The sequence below is a fragment of the Vibrio sp. 10N.222.55.C6 genome, assembly GCF_041473395.1.
Classification (GTDB): domain Bacteria; phylum Pseudomonadota; class Gammaproteobacteria; order Enterobacterales; family Vibrionaceae; genus Vibrio; species Vibrio crassostreae_C.
Genome location: NZ_JBFRSD010000021.1, coordinates 78,399 through 97,412, shown reverse-complemented (window position 1 = coordinate 97,412; position 19,014 = coordinate 78,399). Strand labels below are relative to the sequence as shown.

The 19,014-nt window shown below is 43.7% G+C and carries 20 protein-coding genes; 9 read left to right on the top strand and 11 right to left on the bottom strand.

Translation table 11 applies throughout. The features are described from left to right. Nucleotides 1-361 precede the first annotated feature (361 nt). The gene (htpG, locus tag AB4486_RS14940; protein ID WP_017062201.1) at nucleotides 362-2,266 is read right to left on the bottom strand and encodes a molecular chaperone HtpG; all 1,905 of its coding nucleotides are present in this window, start codon (nucleotides 2,264-2,266) and stop codon (nucleotides 362-364) included. Between the two features lie 270 nt (nucleotides 2,267-2,536). Here htpG and AB4486_RS14935 point away from each other — a divergent pair, with 270 nt between their 5' ends. The 3 genes from AB4486_RS14935 to AB4486_RS14925 all read left to right on the top strand — a co-directional run bounded on the left by AB4486_RS14935 (nucleotide 2,537) and on the right by AB4486_RS14925 (nucleotide 4,420). Beyond that, nucleotides 2,537-3,448 (top strand): transcriptional regulator, encoded by a 912-nt coding sequence (locus tag AB4486_RS14935; protein ID WP_017066006.1) that lies wholly within the window; start codon nucleotides 2,537-2,539, stop codon nucleotides 3,446-3,448. 1 nt (nucleotide 3,449) lies between these two features. Further along, a complete protein-coding gene (locus tag AB4486_RS14930) occupies nucleotides 3,450-3,965 on the top strand; it encodes a regulatory protein ToxS (protein WP_017066005.1) in 516 nt (171 codons plus the stop codon). 134 nt (nucleotides 3,966-4,099) lie between these two features. Next, on the top strand, nucleotides 4,100-4,420 hold the full coding sequence (locus tag AB4486_RS14925) for a SelT/SelW/SelH family protein (protein ID WP_372117558.1): 321 nt from the start codon (nucleotides 4,100-4,102) through the stop codon (nucleotides 4,418-4,420). 24 nt (nucleotides 4,421-4,444) lie between these two features. On the opposite strand, the gene yfcE is transcribed toward AB4486_RS14925, so the two are convergent. Genes yfcE through AB4486_RS14900 form a run of 5 tightly spaced genes read right to left on the bottom strand, consistent with a single transcriptional unit; the run spans nucleotide 4,445 to nucleotide 7,307 of the window. Continuing rightward, the gene (yfcE, locus tag AB4486_RS14920; protein WP_017068995.1) at nucleotides 4,445-4,990 is read right to left on the bottom strand and encodes a phosphodiesterase; all 546 of its coding nucleotides are present in this window, start codon (nucleotides 4,988-4,990) and stop codon (nucleotides 4,445-4,447) included. Between the two features lie 47 nt (nucleotides 4,991-5,037). Then, a complete protein-coding gene (locus tag AB4486_RS14915) occupies nucleotides 5,038-5,445 on the bottom strand; it encodes a CBS domain-containing protein (RefSeq protein WP_102455305.1) in 408 nt (135 codons plus the stop codon). Further along, nucleotides 5,442-5,792, bottom strand: a complete 351-nt coding sequence (locus AB4486_RS14910) for a P-II family nitrogen regulator (RefSeq protein ID WP_017062207.1) — start codon at nucleotides 5,790-5,792, stop codon at nucleotides 5,442-5,444. Before AB4486_RS14910 ends, AB4486_RS14915 begins: the two co-directional genes overlap by 4 nt. Further along, nucleotides 5,782-6,576: a DUF1538 domain-containing protein gene (locus tag AB4486_RS14905; protein ID WP_017062208.1), complete on the bottom strand. Its 795-nt coding sequence runs from the start codon at nucleotides 6,574-6,576 to the stop codon at nucleotides 5,782-5,784. Before AB4486_RS14905 ends, AB4486_RS14910 begins: the two co-directional genes overlap by 11 nt. Beyond that, nucleotides 6,573-7,307, bottom strand: coding sequence for a DUF1538 domain-containing protein (locus AB4486_RS14900; RefSeq protein WP_017072437.1), 735 nt, complete (start codon nucleotides 7,305-7,307; stop codon nucleotides 6,573-6,575). The genes AB4486_RS14905 and AB4486_RS14900 overlap by 4 nt, the downstream gene beginning before the upstream one ends. A 289-nt stretch (nucleotides 7,308-7,596) precedes the next feature. On the opposite strand from AB4486_RS14900, the gene AB4486_RS14895 reads away from it, so the two are divergent. The 6 genes from AB4486_RS14895 to AB4486_RS14870 all read left to right on the top strand — a co-directional run bounded on the left by AB4486_RS14895 (nucleotide 7,597) and on the right by AB4486_RS14870 (nucleotide 12,706). Next, nucleotides 7,597-8,511, top strand: coding sequence for a TIGR01777 family oxidoreductase (locus AB4486_RS14895; RefSeq protein WP_372117554.1), 915 nt, complete (start codon nucleotides 7,597-7,599; stop codon nucleotides 8,509-8,511). A 43-nt stretch (nucleotides 8,512-8,554) separates the two neighbouring features. Then, nucleotides 8,555-9,376, top strand: coding sequence for an SDR family oxidoreductase (locus AB4486_RS14890; protein ID WP_372117552.1), 822 nt, complete (start codon nucleotides 8,555-8,557; stop codon nucleotides 9,374-9,376). A 396-nt stretch (nucleotides 9,377-9,772) separates the two neighbouring features. Next, on the top strand, nucleotides 9,773-10,627 hold the full coding sequence (locus AB4486_RS14885; RefSeq protein ID WP_017061924.1) for a co-chaperone YbbN: 855 nt from the start codon (nucleotides 9,773-9,775) through the stop codon (nucleotides 10,625-10,627). A 197-nt stretch (nucleotides 10,628-10,824) separates the two neighbouring features. Beyond that, the gene (locus AB4486_RS14880; RefSeq protein ID WP_017063395.1) at nucleotides 10,825-11,754 is read left to right on the top strand and encodes an SPFH domain-containing protein; all 930 of its coding nucleotides are present in this window, start codon (nucleotides 10,825-10,827) and stop codon (nucleotides 11,752-11,754) included. A gap of 3 nt (nucleotides 11,755-11,757) precedes the next feature. Beyond that, a complete protein-coding gene (locus tag AB4486_RS14875) occupies nucleotides 11,758-12,207 on the top strand; it encodes an NfeD family protein (RefSeq protein WP_017061926.1) in 450 nt (149 codons plus the stop codon). 319 nt (nucleotides 12,208-12,526) lie between these two features. Then, nucleotides 12,527-12,706, top strand: a complete 180-nt coding sequence (locus AB4486_RS14870) for a hypothetical protein (RefSeq protein WP_017061927.1) — start codon at nucleotides 12,527-12,529, stop codon at nucleotides 12,704-12,706. A gap of 76 nt (nucleotides 12,707-12,782) precedes the next feature. On the opposite strand, the gene cueR is transcribed toward AB4486_RS14870, so the two are convergent. From cueR to zipA, 5 genes are all read right to left on the bottom strand, one after another. Beyond that, on the bottom strand, nucleotides 12,783-13,175 hold the full coding sequence (gene cueR / locus AB4486_RS14865) for a Cu(I)-responsive transcriptional regulator (RefSeq protein ID WP_017061928.1): 393 nt from the start codon (nucleotides 13,173-13,175) through the stop codon (nucleotides 12,783-12,785). Between the two features lie 93 nt (nucleotides 13,176-13,268). Continuing rightward, nucleotides 13,269-14,075 carry a DUF2057 domain-containing protein gene (locus tag AB4486_RS14860; protein WP_372117548.1) on the bottom strand — a complete coding sequence of 269 codons (807 nt, stop codon included), beginning with the start codon at nucleotides 14,073-14,075 and terminating at the stop codon, nucleotides 13,269-13,271. A 98-nt stretch (nucleotides 14,076-14,173) separates the two neighbouring features. Beyond that, entirely contained in the window at nucleotides 14,174-15,304 is a 1,131-nt protein-coding gene (locus AB4486_RS14855; RefSeq protein ID WP_372117545.1) for a porin, read from the bottom strand. A gap of 525 nt (nucleotides 15,305-15,829) precedes the next feature. Next, nucleotides 15,830-17,842, bottom strand: a complete 2,013-nt coding sequence (gene ligA, locus AB4486_RS14850) for an NAD-dependent DNA ligase LigA (RefSeq protein ID WP_371721450.1) — start codon at nucleotides 17,840-17,842, stop codon at nucleotides 15,830-15,832. A 92-nt stretch (nucleotides 17,843-17,934) separates the two neighbouring features. Further along, complete coding sequence (zipA, locus tag AB4486_RS14845; RefSeq protein WP_372117542.1) at nucleotides 17,935-18,978, bottom strand: cell division protein ZipA; 1,044 nt, start codon at nucleotides 18,976-18,978, stop codon at nucleotides 17,935-17,937. Nucleotides 18,979-19,014 lie beyond the last annotated feature (36 nt).

Sequence of the window (19,014 nt, the reverse complement as noted above, 5' to 3'; positions counted from 1 at the left end):
TATACCGAAGCTCACTATCCCTCCACTCTTGCTCATTTTTAGGATGAACAGAAAGCGTTAAGTAACCATTGAGGCTAAGCAAAACTGTGAACAGAAGCAAAACGGTAAGTTTCGGTATAACGTTTAAAAATCATACAACTGGAGTTGATAGCTTCCTAGCCCCAGCTGATTAGGTCGAGCATTCTATCACATTAATATTCAATTTGGCTGAATTTACGACTAAAGAATGCATCGACAACATTTGTTGTGACGATAACGGTGACGTTGACCACGTTAGGTCAATTTTCAACGACGTTCATAAAAAAAGCCCGCATTTGCGAGCTTTTTATTACAATCATTGGCTTAACCTAAAGTCGAAAGACTAACGCTTTGTTAGTAGCTCGTTGATTGCACCCAAGAATTGTGACGGATCTTCCATTGAGCCCTTTTCAGCCAGCATCGCTTGACCAAGTAGCAACTCAACCCAACGACCAAACGCTTGCTCGTCTGCTTCGTCAGCCATCTGTTTAACCAGTGCGTGCTCAGGGTTAATCTCGAAGATGTACTTCACTTCCGGTGCCGCTTGACCCGCAGCTTCAAGAAGCTTCGCCATTTGCGTGCCCATTTCGAAGTCGTCAGTCACAACAACCGCAGGTGTCGTTGCTAGCTTGAAGGTCGTACGAACTTCTTTAACACGACCACCTAGGTAAGATTGAGTACGCTCAACAACAGATTTGAACTCTTCTTCTGTCTCTTTTTGCTTCTCTTTCTCTTCTTCACCTTCAAACTTGCTTAGGTCTAAGCCTGCTTTAGTGATCGATTGGAACTGTTTACCGTCGAAGTCAGTCAGGTAGTTCATTACGTACTCATCAATACGATCGTACATTAGAACCACTTCAATACCTTTAGCTTTGAACTGCTCCAAGTGTGGGCTGTTCTTAGCGGCAGCGTAGCTATCTGCTGTCAGGTAGTAAATCTTATCTTGGCCTTCTTTCATGCGCTCAACGTAAGATTCTAAGCTGATGGTTTGTTCAGCAGAATCCACTTCCGTTGACGAGAAACGAAGTAGACCAGCGATCTTCTCTTTGTTCGCCATATCTTCAGCCGGGCCTTCTTTCAATACTAGGCCGAACTCTTTCCAAAACTCTAGGTACTTATCATTGTCATTCTTCGCCATGCGCTCAAGCATAGTCAGTACACGCTTGGTACATGCGCCACGAAGAGACTGAGTTACCTTGTTGTCTTGCAGGATTTCACGAGACACGTTCAATGGCAGATCGTTTGAGTCAATCAAGCCACGAACGAAACGCATGTAAGATGGCATGAACTGCTCTGCGTCATCCATGATGAATACACGCTGCACGTAAAGTTTCAAGCCACTCTTGTGGTCACGGTTCATCATGTCCCAAGGTGCTTTCGCTGGGATGTAAAGCAGGCTTGTGTAATCGTTCTTACCTTCAACCTTGTTGTGGCTCCAGGTTAGTGGATCAGCAAAGTCGTGAGATACGTGCTTGTAAAACTCTTGGTACTCTTCTTTCTCGATATCAGATTTGTTGCGAGTCCAAAGCGCTTGCGCCTTATTGATCTGTTCCCAATGTTTCTCTTCGGTGTCTTTACCTTCGTCATCTTTCACTGCTGTGAAGATAGAAACAGGAATACCGATGTGGTCAGAATATTTACCAATCACTTCACGCAGACGCCACTCATTTAAGAACTCTTTACCGTCTTCACGCATGTGCAGAACGATGTCAGTACCACGAGACTCTTTAGTGATGTCTTCGATTGTGTAATCGCCTTCACCTGCAGAGTGCCACTGAACAGCTTCATTGTTCGGCAGGCCAGCTGCACGTGTGCGAACCGTTACCGCGTCTGCGACGATGAATGCAGAATAGAAACCCACACCAAATTGACCAATCAGTTGAGAGTCTTTGCTTTGGTCTTCAGACAGCTTTGAGAAAAAGTCTGCAGTGCCTGACTTAGCAATCGTACCTAAATGCTCAATAACGTTGTCGCGGCTCATACCGATACCGTTATCAGAAATGGTTAACGTGTTTGCTTCCGCGTTGAAAGAAAGTTTTACACCTAGATCTGCATCACCTTGGTAAAGGTCACCGTTCGATAGAGCTTGAAAACGAAGCTTATCAGCCGCGTCAGATGCGTTAGAGATCAGCTCACGTAGAAAGATTTCTTTATTTGAATACAGTGAGTGAATCATTAGATGAAGTAGTTGTTTTACTTCAGATTGAAAGCCACGAGTCTCTTTATTTTGCGTTGCCGTTTCGCTCATTTTTACTCCAAAACATCTATACTTTATGTTGAATAATCATAGGGGCGTAACACTTGATGCCACTCTTCTGTTCATTAACATGAGGATGACAAATGTAAATTCAAGGTCAAAAATCATAAAAACACTGTTTTTTTGATCTGTTTTTATTATCCTTGAGTCTGATAAATATAAAAGAACATAAAAGAAGCCATGATTTGGTGAAGAATTAACGGAACTTCACCTGAGATTTGTCTATTTCGCACCCAAAACAATCAAAAATAGAAGAATTCAATGAGCAATATCGGCACAAAGTTTATTCTCGCACAGCGGTTCGTATTCGACCCAAACAGCAATTCACTTGTTGATCAAATGAGCGACGGTGAAGTCGTTCGTCTTGGTAGCAATGAAAGCCGCATTCTCCTGATGCTGTCAGAAAGACCCAATGAAGTTATCACTCGCAATGAATTGCATGAGTATGTTTGGCGAGACCAAGGCTTTGAGGTGGATGACTCAAGCTTAACGCAAGCCGTATCGACTCTGAGAAAGATGCTCAAAGACTCGACTAAATCTCCTGAATTCGTAAAAACAGTACCAAAGCGCGGTTACCAATTTATTGCGACCGTTGAGCGCTCTGCGCCACTGTCATCAAATGATCAGCCAGTAGCCGCTGAAATTGCAGAAAATGACGTTGAGCCTATCCTAACGTTTGCAACGCCTGCTGCGACTGAAGAAGCGATCACGGAATCGATTGAACCAGAGCCAATTGCAAGAGTTCAAGAGACCAAGGTGGCTGTAGAACCAGCAACCGCTCCTGTTGTAGCTCCAACTAAAAGCACCAATAAATGGCTAACATTTTGGTTACTGCTTGCCGCTTTCATCATGCCGATTCTCGTTTTAACGTTTACTAACCCAGCAGAGTCTGAGTTCAAAACTTTGACTGAAGTAGATGGTGTAAAGGTTCAATCACCGGTTAACCACCCAGACCTCAGTAGTTGGCTGCCAGCGATAGAAAAGTGTGTATTACGTTACAACACGAATCACACTGGCGTGCTAAAGCCGACTGAAGTGATCGCGACAGGTGGACAAACCAATAACCTAGCCCTCAACTACATTCACCCGCAAGATTACTCGAGCGAAAATGTAACCCTAAGAATTTACGCAAACCAGTCGGATGTAAACGACATTTGCAACGGTGGTCAGTAACATGAAATTAAAAGTATCGATTATTTTACTGGTTCTATCTGCATTCTTAAGTGGTTGGTTATATTGGGGCAGCGATGCAAAAGTAGAGCGCTTGCTCACTCAGCATGAGTGGCAGTCGAAAATGGTGACGCTGATTAGCGATAACAAGCAAGCTGACTCAATCGGCCCGCTTCGTAGAGTTGAACTATCATCGAATGCGAAATACCTACCAAATGGTACATATTTAAGAATGTCAGTGGTGAGACTTTACGGTAATCAAACTGAGCCTGCGAATGTCATCAACATCTCTGAAACGGGTCAGTGGGATATTAACGATAACTACTTACTGGTTTCGCCAACGGAGTTTAAAGATGTGACTTCGGCTCAGCGCCAAGACTTTTCAGAAGAGCAACTAGAGCTTATCACTCAAGTCATTAAGATGGACGCAGAGCAAAGCCGCCGCATAGATATTGTTAACCCGAAGGCACTGCTACTAACTAGCTTAAATCATGGTTCTACCGTATTGTTTTCAAACTAAGATTGGATCGCTATTTACTGTTTATGAGTCGCTGAATACCACAAAACGGAAAACCAATAGAAAAAGGGGCATGAAGCCCCTTTTTTGTTAGCCGTTGGTATCAAATTACGGATGTAGCATTTTAAGGATTAACTATGAATACGGATCAACCAAATCTGGCGCCTACGAAAGAAACAGCAACAAAAGCCACAATCGCCATACACTATTGCCGTCAATGCAATTGGATGCTTCGCTCTAGTTGGTTATGCCAAGAGCTACTGCATACCTTCAGCGAAGAAATTGAACAAGTGAGCTTACACCCAGACACAGGAGGCAGGTTCGAAATCTTTTGTAATGGTGTGCAGATTTGGGAAAGAAAAGCAGATGACGGTTTTCCAGAGGCGAAAGTTCTGAAGCAAAGAGTACGAAACATCATTGCTCCAGACAGAGGTCTCGGCCACGTGGACTCAAAATAAGCCTTTCACAGCCGATCCAATGATTTAAAGCTGACCACTCACGAGAACATCACCTTCAAGGCTAATGACTTTGAAGGTATTGTTTTCATAGATGCCATAGCTTGCCGCGTGTCCCTCTCGTGGGAATGTCACCGAGCTAGGGTTAAAGATAAAGATGTCATCTTGGTATTCGGCGACAGGAATATGGGTATGACCGTGTGCAATGATATCGCCCGCCTTCAACGCAGGGCGTTTATTGGTGTTGTACAAATGGCCATGCGTTAGGAAGATACGCTGGCCTGATTCTAATAGCACCCACGAGTAATCCATCATCATTGGAAAAGACAACAACATCTGATCCACTTCGCTATCGCAGTTACCACGAACGGCAATGATCTCTTGAGAAAACGCATTCAACTTATCTGCAACCGCCGGCGGGTTGTATCCTTCTGGAATCGGATTTCTTGGTCCATGATTCAGAATGTCACCCAATAGAACTAAATATTGCGCACCAGATGCTTGGTAGAGTTCTAATACCTTTTCTGTTGCTGGCAGCGAACCGTGTAGGTCTGAAGCAAAAAATAATTTCACACGTACTTCTCCATAAAATTTATGAGCCTATTGTACGTATCTAAATGCTACACGTCATCTCTCGCCATACCATTGATCACGATATTATTGTAACTAACCATACCGACTATCTTGTTATCACGAACTACTGGCGCACGACTGATACCAAAGCGTTCAAACAGGCGAGCGCAATACTTTACGTTCATCTCAGCAGACACGCTTAGCGCTGGCTTGGTCATGATCTCATAAACATTGGTTCGCTTTGGAGATCGGTTCTTAGCCAGTACTTTCTTGGCAATGTCATTCATCAATACGATGCCGTATTCGTCATCTTCGTGGCGCTTATCGACAATAATTGCTTTCACTTTGTGCTTCTTCGCCATCTCTATCGCTTCTAACACTGTGGTTAGCCCATCGATAATCACGTACGTATTGGCCATGACATCACCTACTCGGATTTTTTCATTGGTACTCATAACTCATCCTCCACAACCTTAGTTAATGTCTCGACTTGATGCGCAACCCCGACTGCATCTTCGATATCGATCTGCACCGCTATACCTTGTCCTGACTCTTGGTCAAACTCACCGACTTCGCCAATAGTTTCAAGAATATGCCTCGCTAAGTGTTCCTCAACCACAAACAGCAACACATCTTTTTGTACCTCTAGCGTTAGGCCAAAGAAGGTGGTTTTTTGGTTTAAGCCTTGCCCTCTGGCGTTGTTAATCACCGTTGCTCCAGTCGCGCCCGCATCACGCGCGGCATCGAGCACAGTGTCGGTCTTGCTCTCTTCTACAAACGCTAAGATAAGTTTAAAGCGCATCTTTGCTCTCCTTAGAGGTGTGTAAACGGTTTAACCATTGTGTTATTTGGGCATAGCCCATCACTGAAATGATGGGAAATAAGCTGGCAAAGGCGATCAACCCAAAGCCATCAATAACAGGGTTTCTTCCTGGTACGGTTGAAGCGAGTCCAAGCCCGAGCGCCGTCACTAAAGGGACTGTCACCGTTGATGTAGTGACGCCACCCGAATCGTAGGCCAATGGAATAATGAGTTTTGGGGCGTAAAAGGTTTGAATGACCACGACGACATAACCAAAAATGATGTAGTAGTGGATCGGGTCACCCGCAACGATACGGTAGCTGCCCAGTGAGATACCGATAGCAACGCCCAATGCCACGGCGATCCTCAGCCCATTGACGCTGATACTGCCACCGGAAACTTGGTTCGCCTTAATCGCTACAGCAATCAAAGAGGGCTCGGCTATCGTGGTGCTGAAACCAATACAAAACGCGAAAAGATAGACCCAGTAATAATCAAACCAAGCCAAAGCAAGACCAGAACTGATCTTAAACTCAGTCAAAAAACTTGGCTCGGTGAGTTGCATTGCCATCGTCTCCCCTAGAGGGAATAACGCGAGTTCCAATCCCATCAAAAAGAGTGATAAGCCAAGAATGACGTAGAAGAAACCGATCAGCACTTTGGCTAGGTTATTGACTGGCTTTCGTAATACCGCCAACTGAAAACCGAAGATGATGATCGCAATCGGGATCACATCCATCACAGTGCCGAGAAAGGTGTCGATAAATTGTTGAACACTGATCATGTCACCACCATCCCGTACACCATGACAAACATCATCGGCAGCAACGAAGCAAACGCGATCAACCCAAAACCATCTATCATCGGATTACGCCCTTTAATTGCCGAGGCTAAACCCACCCCTAACGCAGTTACTAATGGGACGGTGATCGTCGATGTCGTTACTCCACCAGAGTCATACGCAATTCCAATGATGTTTTCCGGAGCAAATGCAGTGAGCACGACCACTCCAATATATCCACCGATGATCATGTACTGGATTGGCCAACCTTTTAAGATTCTCAGCACACCGAGTAAAATAGCGATACCGACTGACAGTGCCACAGTAAAGCGCAGGCCATTGGCATACTGCTCCATTTCATCTAACGTATTGGGGATTACACCTCCCTCAGCTGCCACTTCTGCGGCTTCGGCAGCGACTGCGGTTAACGCTGGCTCGGCTATGGTGGTACCAAAACCCAAACAAAAAGCGAAGATCAATAACCAGAACACACTCCCCTTTCTGGCAAATGCTTGAGCCATCGATTCGCCAATTGGAAACAACCCCATTTCAAGGCCAAAGATAAAGAAAGTGAGTCCAAAAACGACGAGCACTAAGCCAGTCAGAATAGATAAAAGATGAGGAAGTGGCTCTTGTAAGACAGCAAGCTGGAAGAAAGCGATTACCGCCACGATTGGCAATAGATCCCTCAGGCTACCTAACATGGATCGAAACAAAGCAAGCACCGCCGTCATCGCAATTCCTTGTCGCTGATTATGAATTAATAATAATCATGGCAAATCCTTATCATTGCTTATGTGACAAATATTACGCAGTTGGTAACATATCCGAGTAAAGTGCATAAGTGTGATGACGGTACACATCCTGACTTGATGAATTTAATTTCACTCCTTTGTAAATTGAAAAAGGCGTAATTTGGGCATCACACGATTGAAACCTTATGATCGTTATAGTGATTTTTTCGTATTGATTGGCGACTAAAAACAAGCCATGTCTATAATTATGTTTAATAGGGAGATTGGTATGAAGATATTGTTAACGGGTGGTACTGGATTTATTGGCTCTGAATTGGTCAAGAGTTGGAACACTGACGACGTGACATTGCTGACGCGGAGTCCTGAAAATGCGAAGCAAAACCTAAATCACCTCAACCAGAACAACCTTCATTACATTCAATCCCTTGATGAGCTCAGTGATCTCAATGACTTTGATGTGGTGGTCAACCTCGCGGGTGAGCCGATTGCCGATAAGCGTTGGAGTACAGAACAAAAAGAGAGGATCTGTAACAGCCGCTGGCACATCACTGAAAAGCTGGTCGAATTAATTCATGCCAGTAGCAACCCGCCACACGCTTTTATTAGCGGTTCAGCCGTGGGTTACTATGGCGATCAACAGCAGCACCCGTTTGACGAGTCACTGCAAGTAGAAGATGAAAGCTTTCCTCATAAAGTCTGTGCCCACTGGGAAGAGATAGCCAAGAGAGCACAATCAGAAAGCACACGCGTGATACTACTGCGAACAGGGGTTGTACTTGGCGAGAATGGCGGCGCACTCAAGAAGATGCTATTGCCTTATAAACTCGGCGTCGGTGGTCCAATAGGTTCAGGTGAGCAGTACATGCCATGGATTCACATTCTCGATATGGTGAGAGCCATCAATCACTTGTTGTCACTCCCCCACGCTCAAGGGGAATTCAATATGTGTGCCCCTCACCCTGTGACCAACAAACTGTTCAGCAGCACGTTAGCGAAACAATTAGGCCGACCGCATTTCTTATTCACGCCGAAATGGGCAATGTCGATTCTCATGGGGGAATCATCTTGTTTGCTATTTGACAGCATTCGCTCCAAGCCAAAGAAACTCACTGAGATGGGATTCATCTTTAGTTACTCAAGAATCGAGCCAGCACTAAAAAACTTGTTACAACATCGAGACTAATTCTTTACCCTAGAGCGATAGAGACTCTAATAAAGGATTAAGTGTGAACAAGTCGATTCTTATTACCGGTTGCTCAACAGGTATTGGCTATACATGTGCTCATGCACTTCAAAAGCGTGGTTTTCATGTCATTGCATCTTGTCGTGATCCACAAGATGTTCAACGCCTTCAAGATGAAGGCCTCACCTGTATTCAATTAGATCTTTCCAACCAAGAAAGTATTGAGCATGGCGCCAAGCTTGCTATTGATCTCGCACCTAATGGATTGTATGGATTATTCAATAACGGTGCTTACGGTCAAGCAGGGGCACTAGAAGACTTACCGACCCAAGGACTCAGAGAACAATTCGAAACCAACTTCTTTGGTTGGCACCATCTCGTCTGTCAGATCCTTCCGCGCGAGCGTGGCGAAGGTCGAATCGTACAAAACAGTTCCGTATTAGGTTTTGCAGCCATGAAGTATCGTGGTGCTTATAATGCTTCTAAATTCGCGATTGAGGGTTGGACAGATACCTTACGATTAGAACTGCATGGCAGCGGTATACAGATCTCATTACTGCAACCAGGGCCAATTGAGACTCAATTTAGAACCAATGCCTTGAAAGCGTTCAATAAATGGATCAACATTTCTGGCAGCGCCCACCAAGACGCTTACCAACAACAAAAAGATCGACTCGAAAAAGAATCATCGAATAACGCTTTTGTCCTACCTCCAGAAAGTTGTATTGAGCCGGTATTCCATGCTCTCACCGCCGACAAACCCAAGCTAAGATACCGAGTTACGACCCCGACTAAAGTGTTCGCGGTATTGAAAAGGATTCTACCGAGTCGCTTGCTAGACCCTATTTTGAGAAAAGCTGCATAAATTACTAACTTTGAATGCAGAGTCGCAAACTTTAATGTAACGATGTAATTTTTCCGTAACAATAAGATGTCATGATTATCCTATCCCATCAGTTATTCCCAATTGATGGTTCTACTCTGGAAATCTCATGACTTTAAACCGCCTTAATTGGGTAGGTGTGGGTCTGGCAATTACGCTGTTTATACTGTTTTGAGTATCTCACGCAACGCCTCACTGACTACCTCGATGATAACGCTATGCCTTCCATGTTGAGATAACAACTCTATCAACATCGAAGCATAGCGTTTTTCTATTTTTGGTTCTTTTTATCCGAGATAACCGAGTTAGATCTTGAAGTTACCGACTAACCCCCCCATATTTGCAACGTATCCACAAAACAAACCTCAAGGAACGTAAATGCAATCTCCGCATATTGTTGAACTTAATGAGCAGAACTTTCGTCAAGTATTAGAAGGTTCGATGCAGACCCCTGTACTCATCCATTTTTGGGCACCAATGAGCCAAGAGAGCGCCCAAGTCATTCCTGAACTGCAAACTTTAACTCAGCAATACAACGGTGCCTTCACCTTAGCCCTGCTCAATTGCGAACAAGAGCAAGCTATTGCTAGCCAGTTTGGTGTTCAAGCACTGCCCACTATTGCACTGTTTGTTAATGGTCAGCCAGTCGATGGGCTCGGTGGCCCTCAAAGCATAGAAGCTATTGTCGATATGCTCAGCAAACACCTTCCTAGCCAAGATGAACTTGCTTTGCGTCAGGCTCTTGAGCAAATGCAAGCTGGCGAGCACACACAGGCACTAGCAGCAATGCAGCAACTTCCAGCAGAGCTGACGAATAAAGGTGAAGTAAAACTGGCGATCGCAGAGTGTTTGTTAGAAACACAACAATTTGACCTTGCTGAAACTCAGCTAGCAACTATCCCTCTTGAGTACCAAGACAACTACTACAAAGGCTTAGTTGCAAAGCTTGAACTTCATAAACAAGCAGCAGACAGCCCTGAAATACAAGCATTAGAAGCCGCTCTTCAGCAAAATCCGAGCGACGCTAAAACAGCATCTGAATTAGCATTGCAATATCACCAAGTGAACCGCAGTGAAGAAGCTATGGATCTATTATGGTCTTTCCTAGCCAAAGATCTTAATGCTCTCGATGGTGACATGAAGAAAGAGTTCATGGACATCTTGAGTGCGCTTGGACAAGGTAACCCAGTTGCCAGTAAGTACCGTCGACAACTGTACTCTCTGCTTTACTAGTTAAACCTAAAAAGCCGTAGATTAAACATCGAAAATTGACAATTCAATCAATTAGTTTATCGCATAATAGAATGTAAAATGGTCCATAAAATCAATGCTTTATGGCCCATTTCTCGTTTATAAATTTGCTCAGAATTTAAATATGAGCCAGTATCAATACTGAACTATCAAAAACTCAAACTTGCAAAGGATTTTGTATGCCTATTGATACCTTGATTACTATCGGCGTCTTTACTGCCGTCGCACTGTTATTTATCTTCGCTGGCGTAAAAACCGTTCCACAAGGCAACAACTGGACCGTTGAACGCTTCGGGCGATACACACACACCCTTAAACCGGGTCTTAACTTAATCATTCCATTTATTGATAAAGTTGGACAGCGCATCAGCATGATGGAGCGTGTTCTCGACATCCCAGCACAAGAAGTCATCTCCAAAGATAATGCAAATGTGGTTATCGATGCGGTTTGTTTTGTTCAAGTTATCGACGCGCCTAAGGCAGCTTATGAAGTGAATGACCTTGAACATGCGATCCGTAACTTAACCCTCACCAATATCCGTACTGTGCTTGGCTCGATGGAACTGGATGAGATGCTGAGTCAGCGTGACATGATCAATACCAAGCTACTGAACATCGTTGATGAAGCGACAAACCCTTGGGGCGTAAAAGTCACCCGTATCGAAATTAAAGACGTACAGCCACCAGCAGACCTTACTGCTGCGATGAATGCCCAGATGAAAGCCGAGCGTAATAAACGTGCTGATATCTTAGAAGCAGAAGGTGTACGACAAGCTGAGATCTTGAAAGCAGAAGGCCACAAGCAATCAGAGATCCTGAAAGCAGAAGGTGAGAAGCAAGCGGCAATATTGCAAGCAGAAGCCCGTGAGCGTGCCGCAGAAGCAGAAGCTAAAGCGACAGAAATGGTATCAACGGCAATTGCTCAAGGTGACATGCAAGCGGTCAATTACTTCATTGCACAAGGTTACACCGACGCATTGAAATCTATAGGCCAAGCTGAAAACGGCAAGATCATCATGCTACCACTCGAAGCAACTGGCCTTATGGGTTCTGTAGCGGGTATCGCGGAGATGTTTGCACATAAGAATGACAAAGGTAGTAAGGACTAACTTATGGTCGAATTACTAGAACAAGTAAACCACTGGCATTGGTTAGCGTTTGGTCTAGCATTGTTAGCGCTTGAGCTAATTGGAACCGCTGGTTACTTTTTATGGATAGGCATATCTGCCATGCTGGTCGGTGCCCTATTAGGAGCATTACCAATTGGTTGGCAGATGCAATGGCTGTCCTTTGCTAGCTTCTCTCTTATTACCACTTGGTTGTGGTGGAGAAGACAACTCTCGAATGACAAGCAATCGGATGCAGGGCGAGAGTTAAACCAAAGAGAAAAGCAATTGGTAGGTCAAACCGTTATTTTAAGTGAAGACGTAAAGAAAGGTAGCTGTCGAATTAAGTTCGGTGACTCTTCTTGGTCAGCAAAGGCCAGTCAAGATATTCCATCTGGAACCGAAATTAAGATTGTCGCTTTAGACGGAATCGTTCTAATAATAGAACCTTTATAAACAAGAGCTATATGAAGCCTGCATTTTCAATAAATGCAGGCTTTTTCTATTTTTGAACCTTAATAATATTCGAATTATCATTGCGATAGATTGAATTGAAAAAAAAATAAGTTCTTATTTCGTAAAGCTAAAAAGTTTGATTGAGCTAAAAAGGTATAAGAAAGCCAGATTTCTTACCCAATATATATATGAATAGTTAACCTTACTCTCGCTTATTTATAATTATTAAAAATGTTAAGTCCGTCCAATTTTTGAAATTTTCTTTTCCTTGTCCATACTTTCAATTATCTCAATTAGAGATAAACCTAATGGAGTTTGTATGAGACATTTTTTAATAATTCTAACGGCTATTTTCAGCTTGTCATTTGGAAGCGCTCTAGCGAGCAGTCAGTCTCCTGGTAACGGAAACATGGGGCCTATCGTTAAGTGTTCAGATGGTAACGCAGTCACTCATGTACCACTGTTGATCTGTAAACATTACGGCGGAAAGGTGCTGTGATAGGTGCTGTGATAGGTGATTAAAGTCAGGCTAGTAATGAAATTGCTGCCTGACGATTATTTAGAACTGGAATAACCTAACTGCGGCCAGATAGATTATTCAAGATAGGACATTCCGTTGAAGTATCTCCAGGGCAGTCATGTACCCAAGATTGTAGCTGCACCTTCATCTTGTTTAACTCCGCAAGCTTCAACTCTATTTCATCTAACTTCTGAGTAGCCTTCTTCTTTACTTCGTAGCTTTGTCTGTTGGGATTCATTGCCAACTCAACCAGTGACTTACACTCATCGAGAGTGAAACCAACCATTTTAGCTCTCAAAACGAACTCTAACTGTTCGATATGAATCTCGCCATATTGCCTGTAACCATTTTCTGATCGGTGCGGTGGGCTCATCATGCCTTTACTTTCGTAAAAACGAATGGATTTCGCTGTTGTACCAACACGCTTCGCTACTTCACCAATATTCACAATCTTACCTGTAAGCCTAAAATGAAAAACCGCAGTACTGCTGTTATACAATACTGCGGCTGAAAAACATAGCTAGGGTGTAACGTTAGAAACTTACTCTTGTTCTAACAACCAAATCATAGTTTGAGATTTTTCTTCACTGTCTAGCTTATTGAACCAGTATGAAACCATTTCGATCTCTTTTGAGCCTTCTAGTAATGCTGGGTTAGCGTTCTTACGGTTCTTGAATGCCCAATCTGTTACTGCAGATTGCTCTTCTTTGGTTGCTTCACCATACCAGTAATTCACCATCTCTTGTGCTTGTGATGCTTTTGGCTCTTCAGCAACTACTGCTGCTACTGGAACAGCCGCGACTGGAGCAACCGCGATAGCTGTATGATTATTTGCACCGTTATAAATTGTGTCGATATACGCCTTTGGTACGATAAAAGTCGTGCTCATGACTGAGTTTTGGCCTTCAAGCGTAAATTCTAAATTCTTTTGTCTTGCTTGCTGAATATCAGCGTCACTTAATGGAAACTTAATATATTGAGTCTTAGTACAGTGCTCGCTGCAGCTTTCTCTTGGTACTTGTCTATCTTCTAATTCTATCGTTTTACCAAAAAAACTAACCGTTTCGTACTCTTTGTAACTTTGGAAGTAACTCACGTCCATAGTAATTGAAGATTCTGGGGCAGTATTTGGTGTTACTTCTTTATTGTATGTAAAGTAAAGCGACGACTTGAGAATGTCTGCGCCTACATTTGATCTATTTTCTGCTACGTAAGATTGACCGGTTACTTTAATGTAACCACCTTTGGGCTGCACATCAGCAACTGAGTCTGCAAAATTACTTTGTGAATCGAGTGAACTACAAGCTCCCAAAAATAATGATAATACAACTACACTAACTTTATTCATTATGACTAATTCCTTATGTTCACTATGGAAAAACGCTGGCAAACAAAATTTACCAGCGTTTTAATTTTTATCTAACTGTTTAAGCTAAAGATTCTAGCTTAGAAACCGTATTCAAGACCAACGCGAGTTACGATATCTGTATCAGCGTCACCAACAGTACGACCCGCTACACGTAGGTAAGGTACGAAACCGTTATGAACAGCCATTAATTGAGCTGAAATTGTGTTGCTGTCGTCTGTTTGTTCCGCTTTCAATGCAGAGTTTGTTGTAGCTGTTTCGCCAGACAGATCTGCTTCTAAGTTAGCAGCATAACCAATTTTTACTCCAATTGGGCCATTCCAATATTGGCCAATGATTGAGTATGAATCTTGTGTGTATTTACGAGAACCGTTATCTAACTCTTCGCCTTTATACGCAGCCGCGATACCGAAACCAGCTGGTAAGCTAGCTTCGAAGCCCACGATATATGCAAATGTGTCATCATCATAAGCCGCATATTCTGTGCTCTTAGTTGGAGCGCCAGTATCAGGATCGAAATCCCATTCACCGCCACTCTTACCTACTACACGCGTTCCTGATTCAACTGCACCCATAAATGTAATCTTTTCGAATGCATATTTTGCGCTAGCACCAAAGAAGTTCGCATCACGAGTCGCTGCACCGCCACCGTTGTCGTTATCATCACGACCAACAGAAGCTGCAAAAGAGAAACCACCAAATTTAGCTGAATCGTAACGTATTTGGTTAGATTGACGATCATAGTGACCGTTGATGCCGCCCCAATCGAATACAGAACCTAGACCAGGGTTAGAGAATGGCCAGTCGACGATTTCGTATAGTGGAGTAAGAACACGACCCACACGCAGGTTACCCCAAGAGCCAGAAGCACCAACGAACGTATCACGGAAACCAAGCACACCGCCTGAAACGCCGCCATGACCCCAGTCTGTGCTATCTACGTAGCCAGATTCAATCTGCATTGTGATTAATACGTCATCAAACATCTCTTTATGAGCACGGAAGCCGATACGAGATTCATTCTCTACAGCGTAACCAGTACTAGAGTCGTTGTTGTCAGTTGTGTTGTAGTTAACTAGAGAGATAGCTGCAACACCGTATACGTCAACGTTGAAATCAGAGTTGATACCAACTTCTTTCGCCATTACGCCTGTCGATAAAAGTGCAACGGATGCACCTAGTAGAGTACGTTTGAAAATTTTGTTTTCCATGGAATAAAACTCCTAAAAATGGATATAGCTGTTTGAATATTCCCCGCCTAAAGTTGGCCGCCGTAGAGAGAAATACCTTTTCTTGTTTGAGAACCCTAAACTCTGAATTCTCTATTTCCTTTCTGGTTATACACATCATGTGCATCCATGGCATTAAGACTAACTTCGCCCTCAAAAAGATCAATGAGAACTTAATTTTCATCTAAAAAAATATGAGTTGGTGCAAATTTAATAGGTACTTAGTGATCCAGATCGATAAATAGAAAAATCCTCACCAAAACAAAATCAATACCAATAAATTCAACAACTTGAGGTAATTATCACTTTGTAAAAATAGATATGACTCGCATTTTTGATACAACTAGAATGGTATTTCATTAATGTTGAGCAGCGTCACTGTCCCTTTTTGAGAGTTCGTATAGGTACAAAATTCTCAACAATTAAAAAGGCATCTAATTTGCAGCAGACACAAAAAAAGCACTCCCTTTAAAGGAGTGCTTTTGAGCTTTTTTTACCTTGGTTTACTTACGAAATAAGTGCAATTAGATCTTCTTCTGTTCTTATTTCGATACCTAAATCTTGTGCTTTAGTTAATTTAGAACCCGCAGCTTCACCGGCAAACAAGATGTCCGTTTTCTTCGATACGCTACCCGTCACTTTCGCACCTAATGCTTGTAACGCAGCTTTAGCTTCACTTCGACCTAATTGCGACAATGAGCCTGTTAACACAACGACTTTACCTTCTAATGGTAGCTCTTGGTCATCCGCAACAGCTTCGATTGCAGGCCAGTTAACACCAAGCTCTAGCAACTGCTCGACTACAGCTCTGTTTTTCTCCTGCGAGAAGAAGCTCGTGAGGTGACTTGCTACGATGTCACCAATATCTGACACTTCAACTAACTGTTCATGGGTTGCTGCTTGAACCAACTCCAACGTCTTGAAGTGTTGAGCTAAGTTCATAGCCGTCGCTTCACCGACTTCACGAATACCGAGTGAATAGAGGAAACGTGCTAACGTTGTGTCTTTGGCTTTATTCAGCGCACTCACCACATTTTGCGCCGATTTAGGCCCCATACGATCAAGAACTGTAATTACGCCCGCGCTAAGCTTGAACAAGTCAGCGGGCGTTTCTACCATTTCACGGTCCACAAGCTGCTCTATCACTTTTACGCCAAGGCCATCGACATCCAACGCCTTTCTCGACACAAAGTGCTTAAGCGCTTCTTTACGCTGTGCCTGACACACTAGACCGCCAGTACAACGCGCTACAGCTTCCCCCTCGACACGCTCAACCGTAGAGCTACATACAGGGCAAGCATCAGGGAAAACAATGTCTCTAGCCGTTTCAGGGCGACGATCTAGTACAACAGCCACAATTTGCGGAATAACATCACCTGCACGGCGAATAATAACGCTGTCGCCTACCTTCACGCCTAAACGCGCAATCTCATCGGCATTGTGTAAAGTGGCATTGCTGACTGTCACGCCACCAACGAAGATAGGTTCAAGTTTAGCAACCGGCGTAATAGCACCAGTACGGCCCACCTGAAATTCAACGTCATTGAGCAGTGTAATCTCTTCTTGAGCTGGAAACTTATAAGCAATTGCCCAACGTGGCGCTCTAGCAACAAAACCAAGCACTTCTTGAGCCGCGATATCGTCGACTTTGATAACAACGCCATCAATCTCGTAAGCCAGAGCATCACGACGAGTCATAATATCTTGGTAATAGGCTTTCACGTCTTCGAGAGAGCTCAGTTGCTTAGTCTCGGGGCACATAGGTAAGCCCCAACCTTTAAGCTGTAAAAAGCGTTGGTAGTGACTATTTGATAGCTCAGCGCCTTGTACAACACCGACACTGTATGCGTAGAAAGCTAGCGGACGTTTCGCAGTAATACGGGAATCAAGCTGACGCAGGCTACCTGCGGCGGCATTACGTGGGTTAACAAATACTTTCTCGCCTTTCTTCAACGCCATCTCATTCAACTTATCGAAACCCGCTTTTGGCATAAACACTTCGCCACGAACTTCAATACGCTGCGGCCAGCCTTCACCTTGTAACTTAAGTGGGATAGAGCTGATCGTACGCACGTTTTCAGTGATGTTTTCACCCGTCGCACCGTCACCACGAGTCGCAGCCTGAACTAAAATACCATTCACATAGAGTAGGCTAACTGCAAGGCCATCAAGCTTAGGTTCACAACAGAAAGTCTTGAGGTTAGCGGTTGGCGCTCTATCAGACATTCGCTTATTGAACGCATCCAAATCTTCATCAGAGAAAGCATTGTCCAGAGAAAGCATTGGGATCTCATGAGTCACTTGAGTGAAACCATCGAGAGGCTGACCACCAACACGTTGGCTCGGAGAATCTACCGTCACTAGTTCCGGGTTCTCTTCTTCGATCTTTAGCAATTGCTGCATTAATCGATCGTACTCGACATCAGGGATCTCAGGGCTATCTTCTACGTAATAACGAACGGCGTGATAATGCAGAGTTTCTCTTAACTGCTCTAAGGTAACTTGAATCGATTCTTTCATATCATTCTCTATCGTGATTGAAATATCAAAAAGGGCTCCCTTAGGAGCCCTTTTCTATAAATATAGATTATTTACAAGGCTAAACAATACGGCTAGGCATTCGATGCCGTCATAAAGTCTCTGATTTGCTTGCGGTAGTCAGATAAACGGTTTGGTGTCATTAAGTTGCGTGACTCATCCAACACGTTTCCGCCCATATCGTCAGCAATTTTCTGCGCCGCACTCAGCATCACATTGAAGTTTTGATCAGCTTGACCATAACAAGGCAACGTCATAAAGAACGAAATACCTTTAGTCGTGAAGTCAGCAGGATCATCATGTTCTAGCGTTCCTGGCTGCATCATGTTTGCAACGCTGAAAATAACCTTTGGTGCATCTGTAGATTGTGCAAAGCAGTGGTAAATAGACATCTCACCATAAGTTAAACCGTTGTTCTCCATGCTGCGGAAAAGTTCAGTCCCAACGAATGGGATCTCTCCAGCACAGTGAACATTAAGAACGATCACTTCTAAACCAAGTTCTTCATCTGGTTTTGCTTCTTCAACAGTCGCACTTTGCGGAGTCACGACTTCTTTCGCAACAACCGGCTCTCTTTGAGTAAGCGTTTCGTTTGGACCGACTGGCTCATCAACTGTTTCAGAAGGCTCTTCAAACGAACCGTACTGCACTTTAAAGCCGGCATGGTTTTCTTTTTGCTCGTCAGTCAACTCAAAGCTTGGAACTTCAGGCTCAACGTCCTTCTCTTCCTCAATCACTTCAGGTTCACTTTCAACCTTAATTGGGTCTTCTACGCTGAAAGAAGGAAGATCATTTAATTCGATATCATCTTCGTAAGCTTCTTTCGCTTGTGGCGCTGTTAGCGGATCTGAGTCGATCAGCGGATCAGTATCAGAGGGTGAAACAGCAAAATCCGGCTCTTTACGTTCTTTTCGGATTATCTCAAAATCATCTTCTGGGGCGAATGAACGGTTTGGAATAGTTTCTGCTTCATCTAAGCTGTCGTTATCAAGCTTACCGAGCGGCTTATCTCCAAACTTTGCTTTCCCTTCTTTTTTACTCGTCCATAGACCATGGAACAATAATGCGGCGATAGCTAATGCGCCAACAATAATGAGTACAAATCGCAATTCCTGCATTTTTCGCTCTCAGCTTTCTTAGTCAACTAGCTATAA

Coding starts and splice junctions, on each gene's coding strand:
- htpG (WP_017062201.1), bottom strand. CDS start 2,266: ATGAGCGAAACGGCAACGCAAAATAAAGAGACTCGTGGCTTTCAATCT.
- AB4486_RS14935 (WP_017066006.1), top strand. CDS start 2,537: ATGAGCAATATCGGCACAAAGTTTATTCTCGCACAGCGGTTCGTATTC.
- AB4486_RS14930 (WP_017066005.1), top strand. CDS start 3,450: ATGAAATTAAAAGTATCGATTATTTTACTGGTTCTATCTGCATTCTTA.
- AB4486_RS14925 (WP_372117558.1), top strand. CDS start 4,100: ATGAATACGGATCAACCAAATCTGGCGCCTACGAAAGAAACAGCAACA.
- AB4486_RS14915 (WP_102455305.1), bottom strand. CDS start 5,445: ATGAGTACCAATGAAAAAATCCGAGTAGGTGATGTCATGGCCAATACG.
- AB4486_RS14910 (WP_017062207.1), bottom strand. CDS start 5,792: ATGCGCTTTAAACTTATCTTAGCGTTTGTAGAAGAGAGCAAGACCGAC.
- AB4486_RS14905 (WP_017062208.1), bottom strand. CDS start 6,576: ATGATCAGTGTTCAACAATTTATCGACACCTTTCTCGGCACTGTGATG.
- AB4486_RS14900 (WP_017072437.1), bottom strand. CDS start 7,307: ATGACGGCGGTGCTTGCTTTGTTTCGATCCATGTTAGGTAGCCTGAGG.
- AB4486_RS14895 (WP_372117554.1), top strand. CDS start 7,597: ATGAAGATATTGTTAACGGGTGGTACTGGATTTATTGGCTCTGAATTG.
- AB4486_RS14885 (WP_017061924.1), top strand. CDS start 9,773: ATGCAATCTCCGCATATTGTTGAACTTAATGAGCAGAACTTTCGTCAA.
- AB4486_RS14880 (WP_017063395.1), top strand. CDS start 10,825: ATGCCTATTGATACCTTGATTACTATCGGCGTCTTTACTGCCGTCGCA.
- AB4486_RS14875 (WP_017061926.1), top strand. CDS start 11,758: ATGGTCGAATTACTAGAACAAGTAAACCACTGGCATTGGTTAGCGTTT.
- AB4486_RS14870 (WP_017061927.1), top strand. CDS start 12,527: ATGAGACATTTTTTAATAATTCTAACGGCTATTTTCAGCTTGTCATTT.
- AB4486_RS14860 (WP_372117548.1), bottom strand. CDS start 14,075: ATGAATAAAGTTAGTGTAGTTGTATTATCATTATTTTTGGGAGCTTGT.
- AB4486_RS14855 (WP_372117545.1), bottom strand. CDS start 15,304: ATGGAAAACAAAATTTTCAAACGTACTCTACTAGGTGCATCCGTTGCA.
- ligA (WP_371721450.1), bottom strand. CDS start 17,842: ATGAAAGAATCGATTCAAGTTACCTTAGAGCAGTTAAGAGAAACTCTG.
- zipA (WP_372117542.1), bottom strand. CDS start 18,978: ATGCAGGAATTGCGATTTGTACTCATTATTGTTGGCGCATTAGCTATC.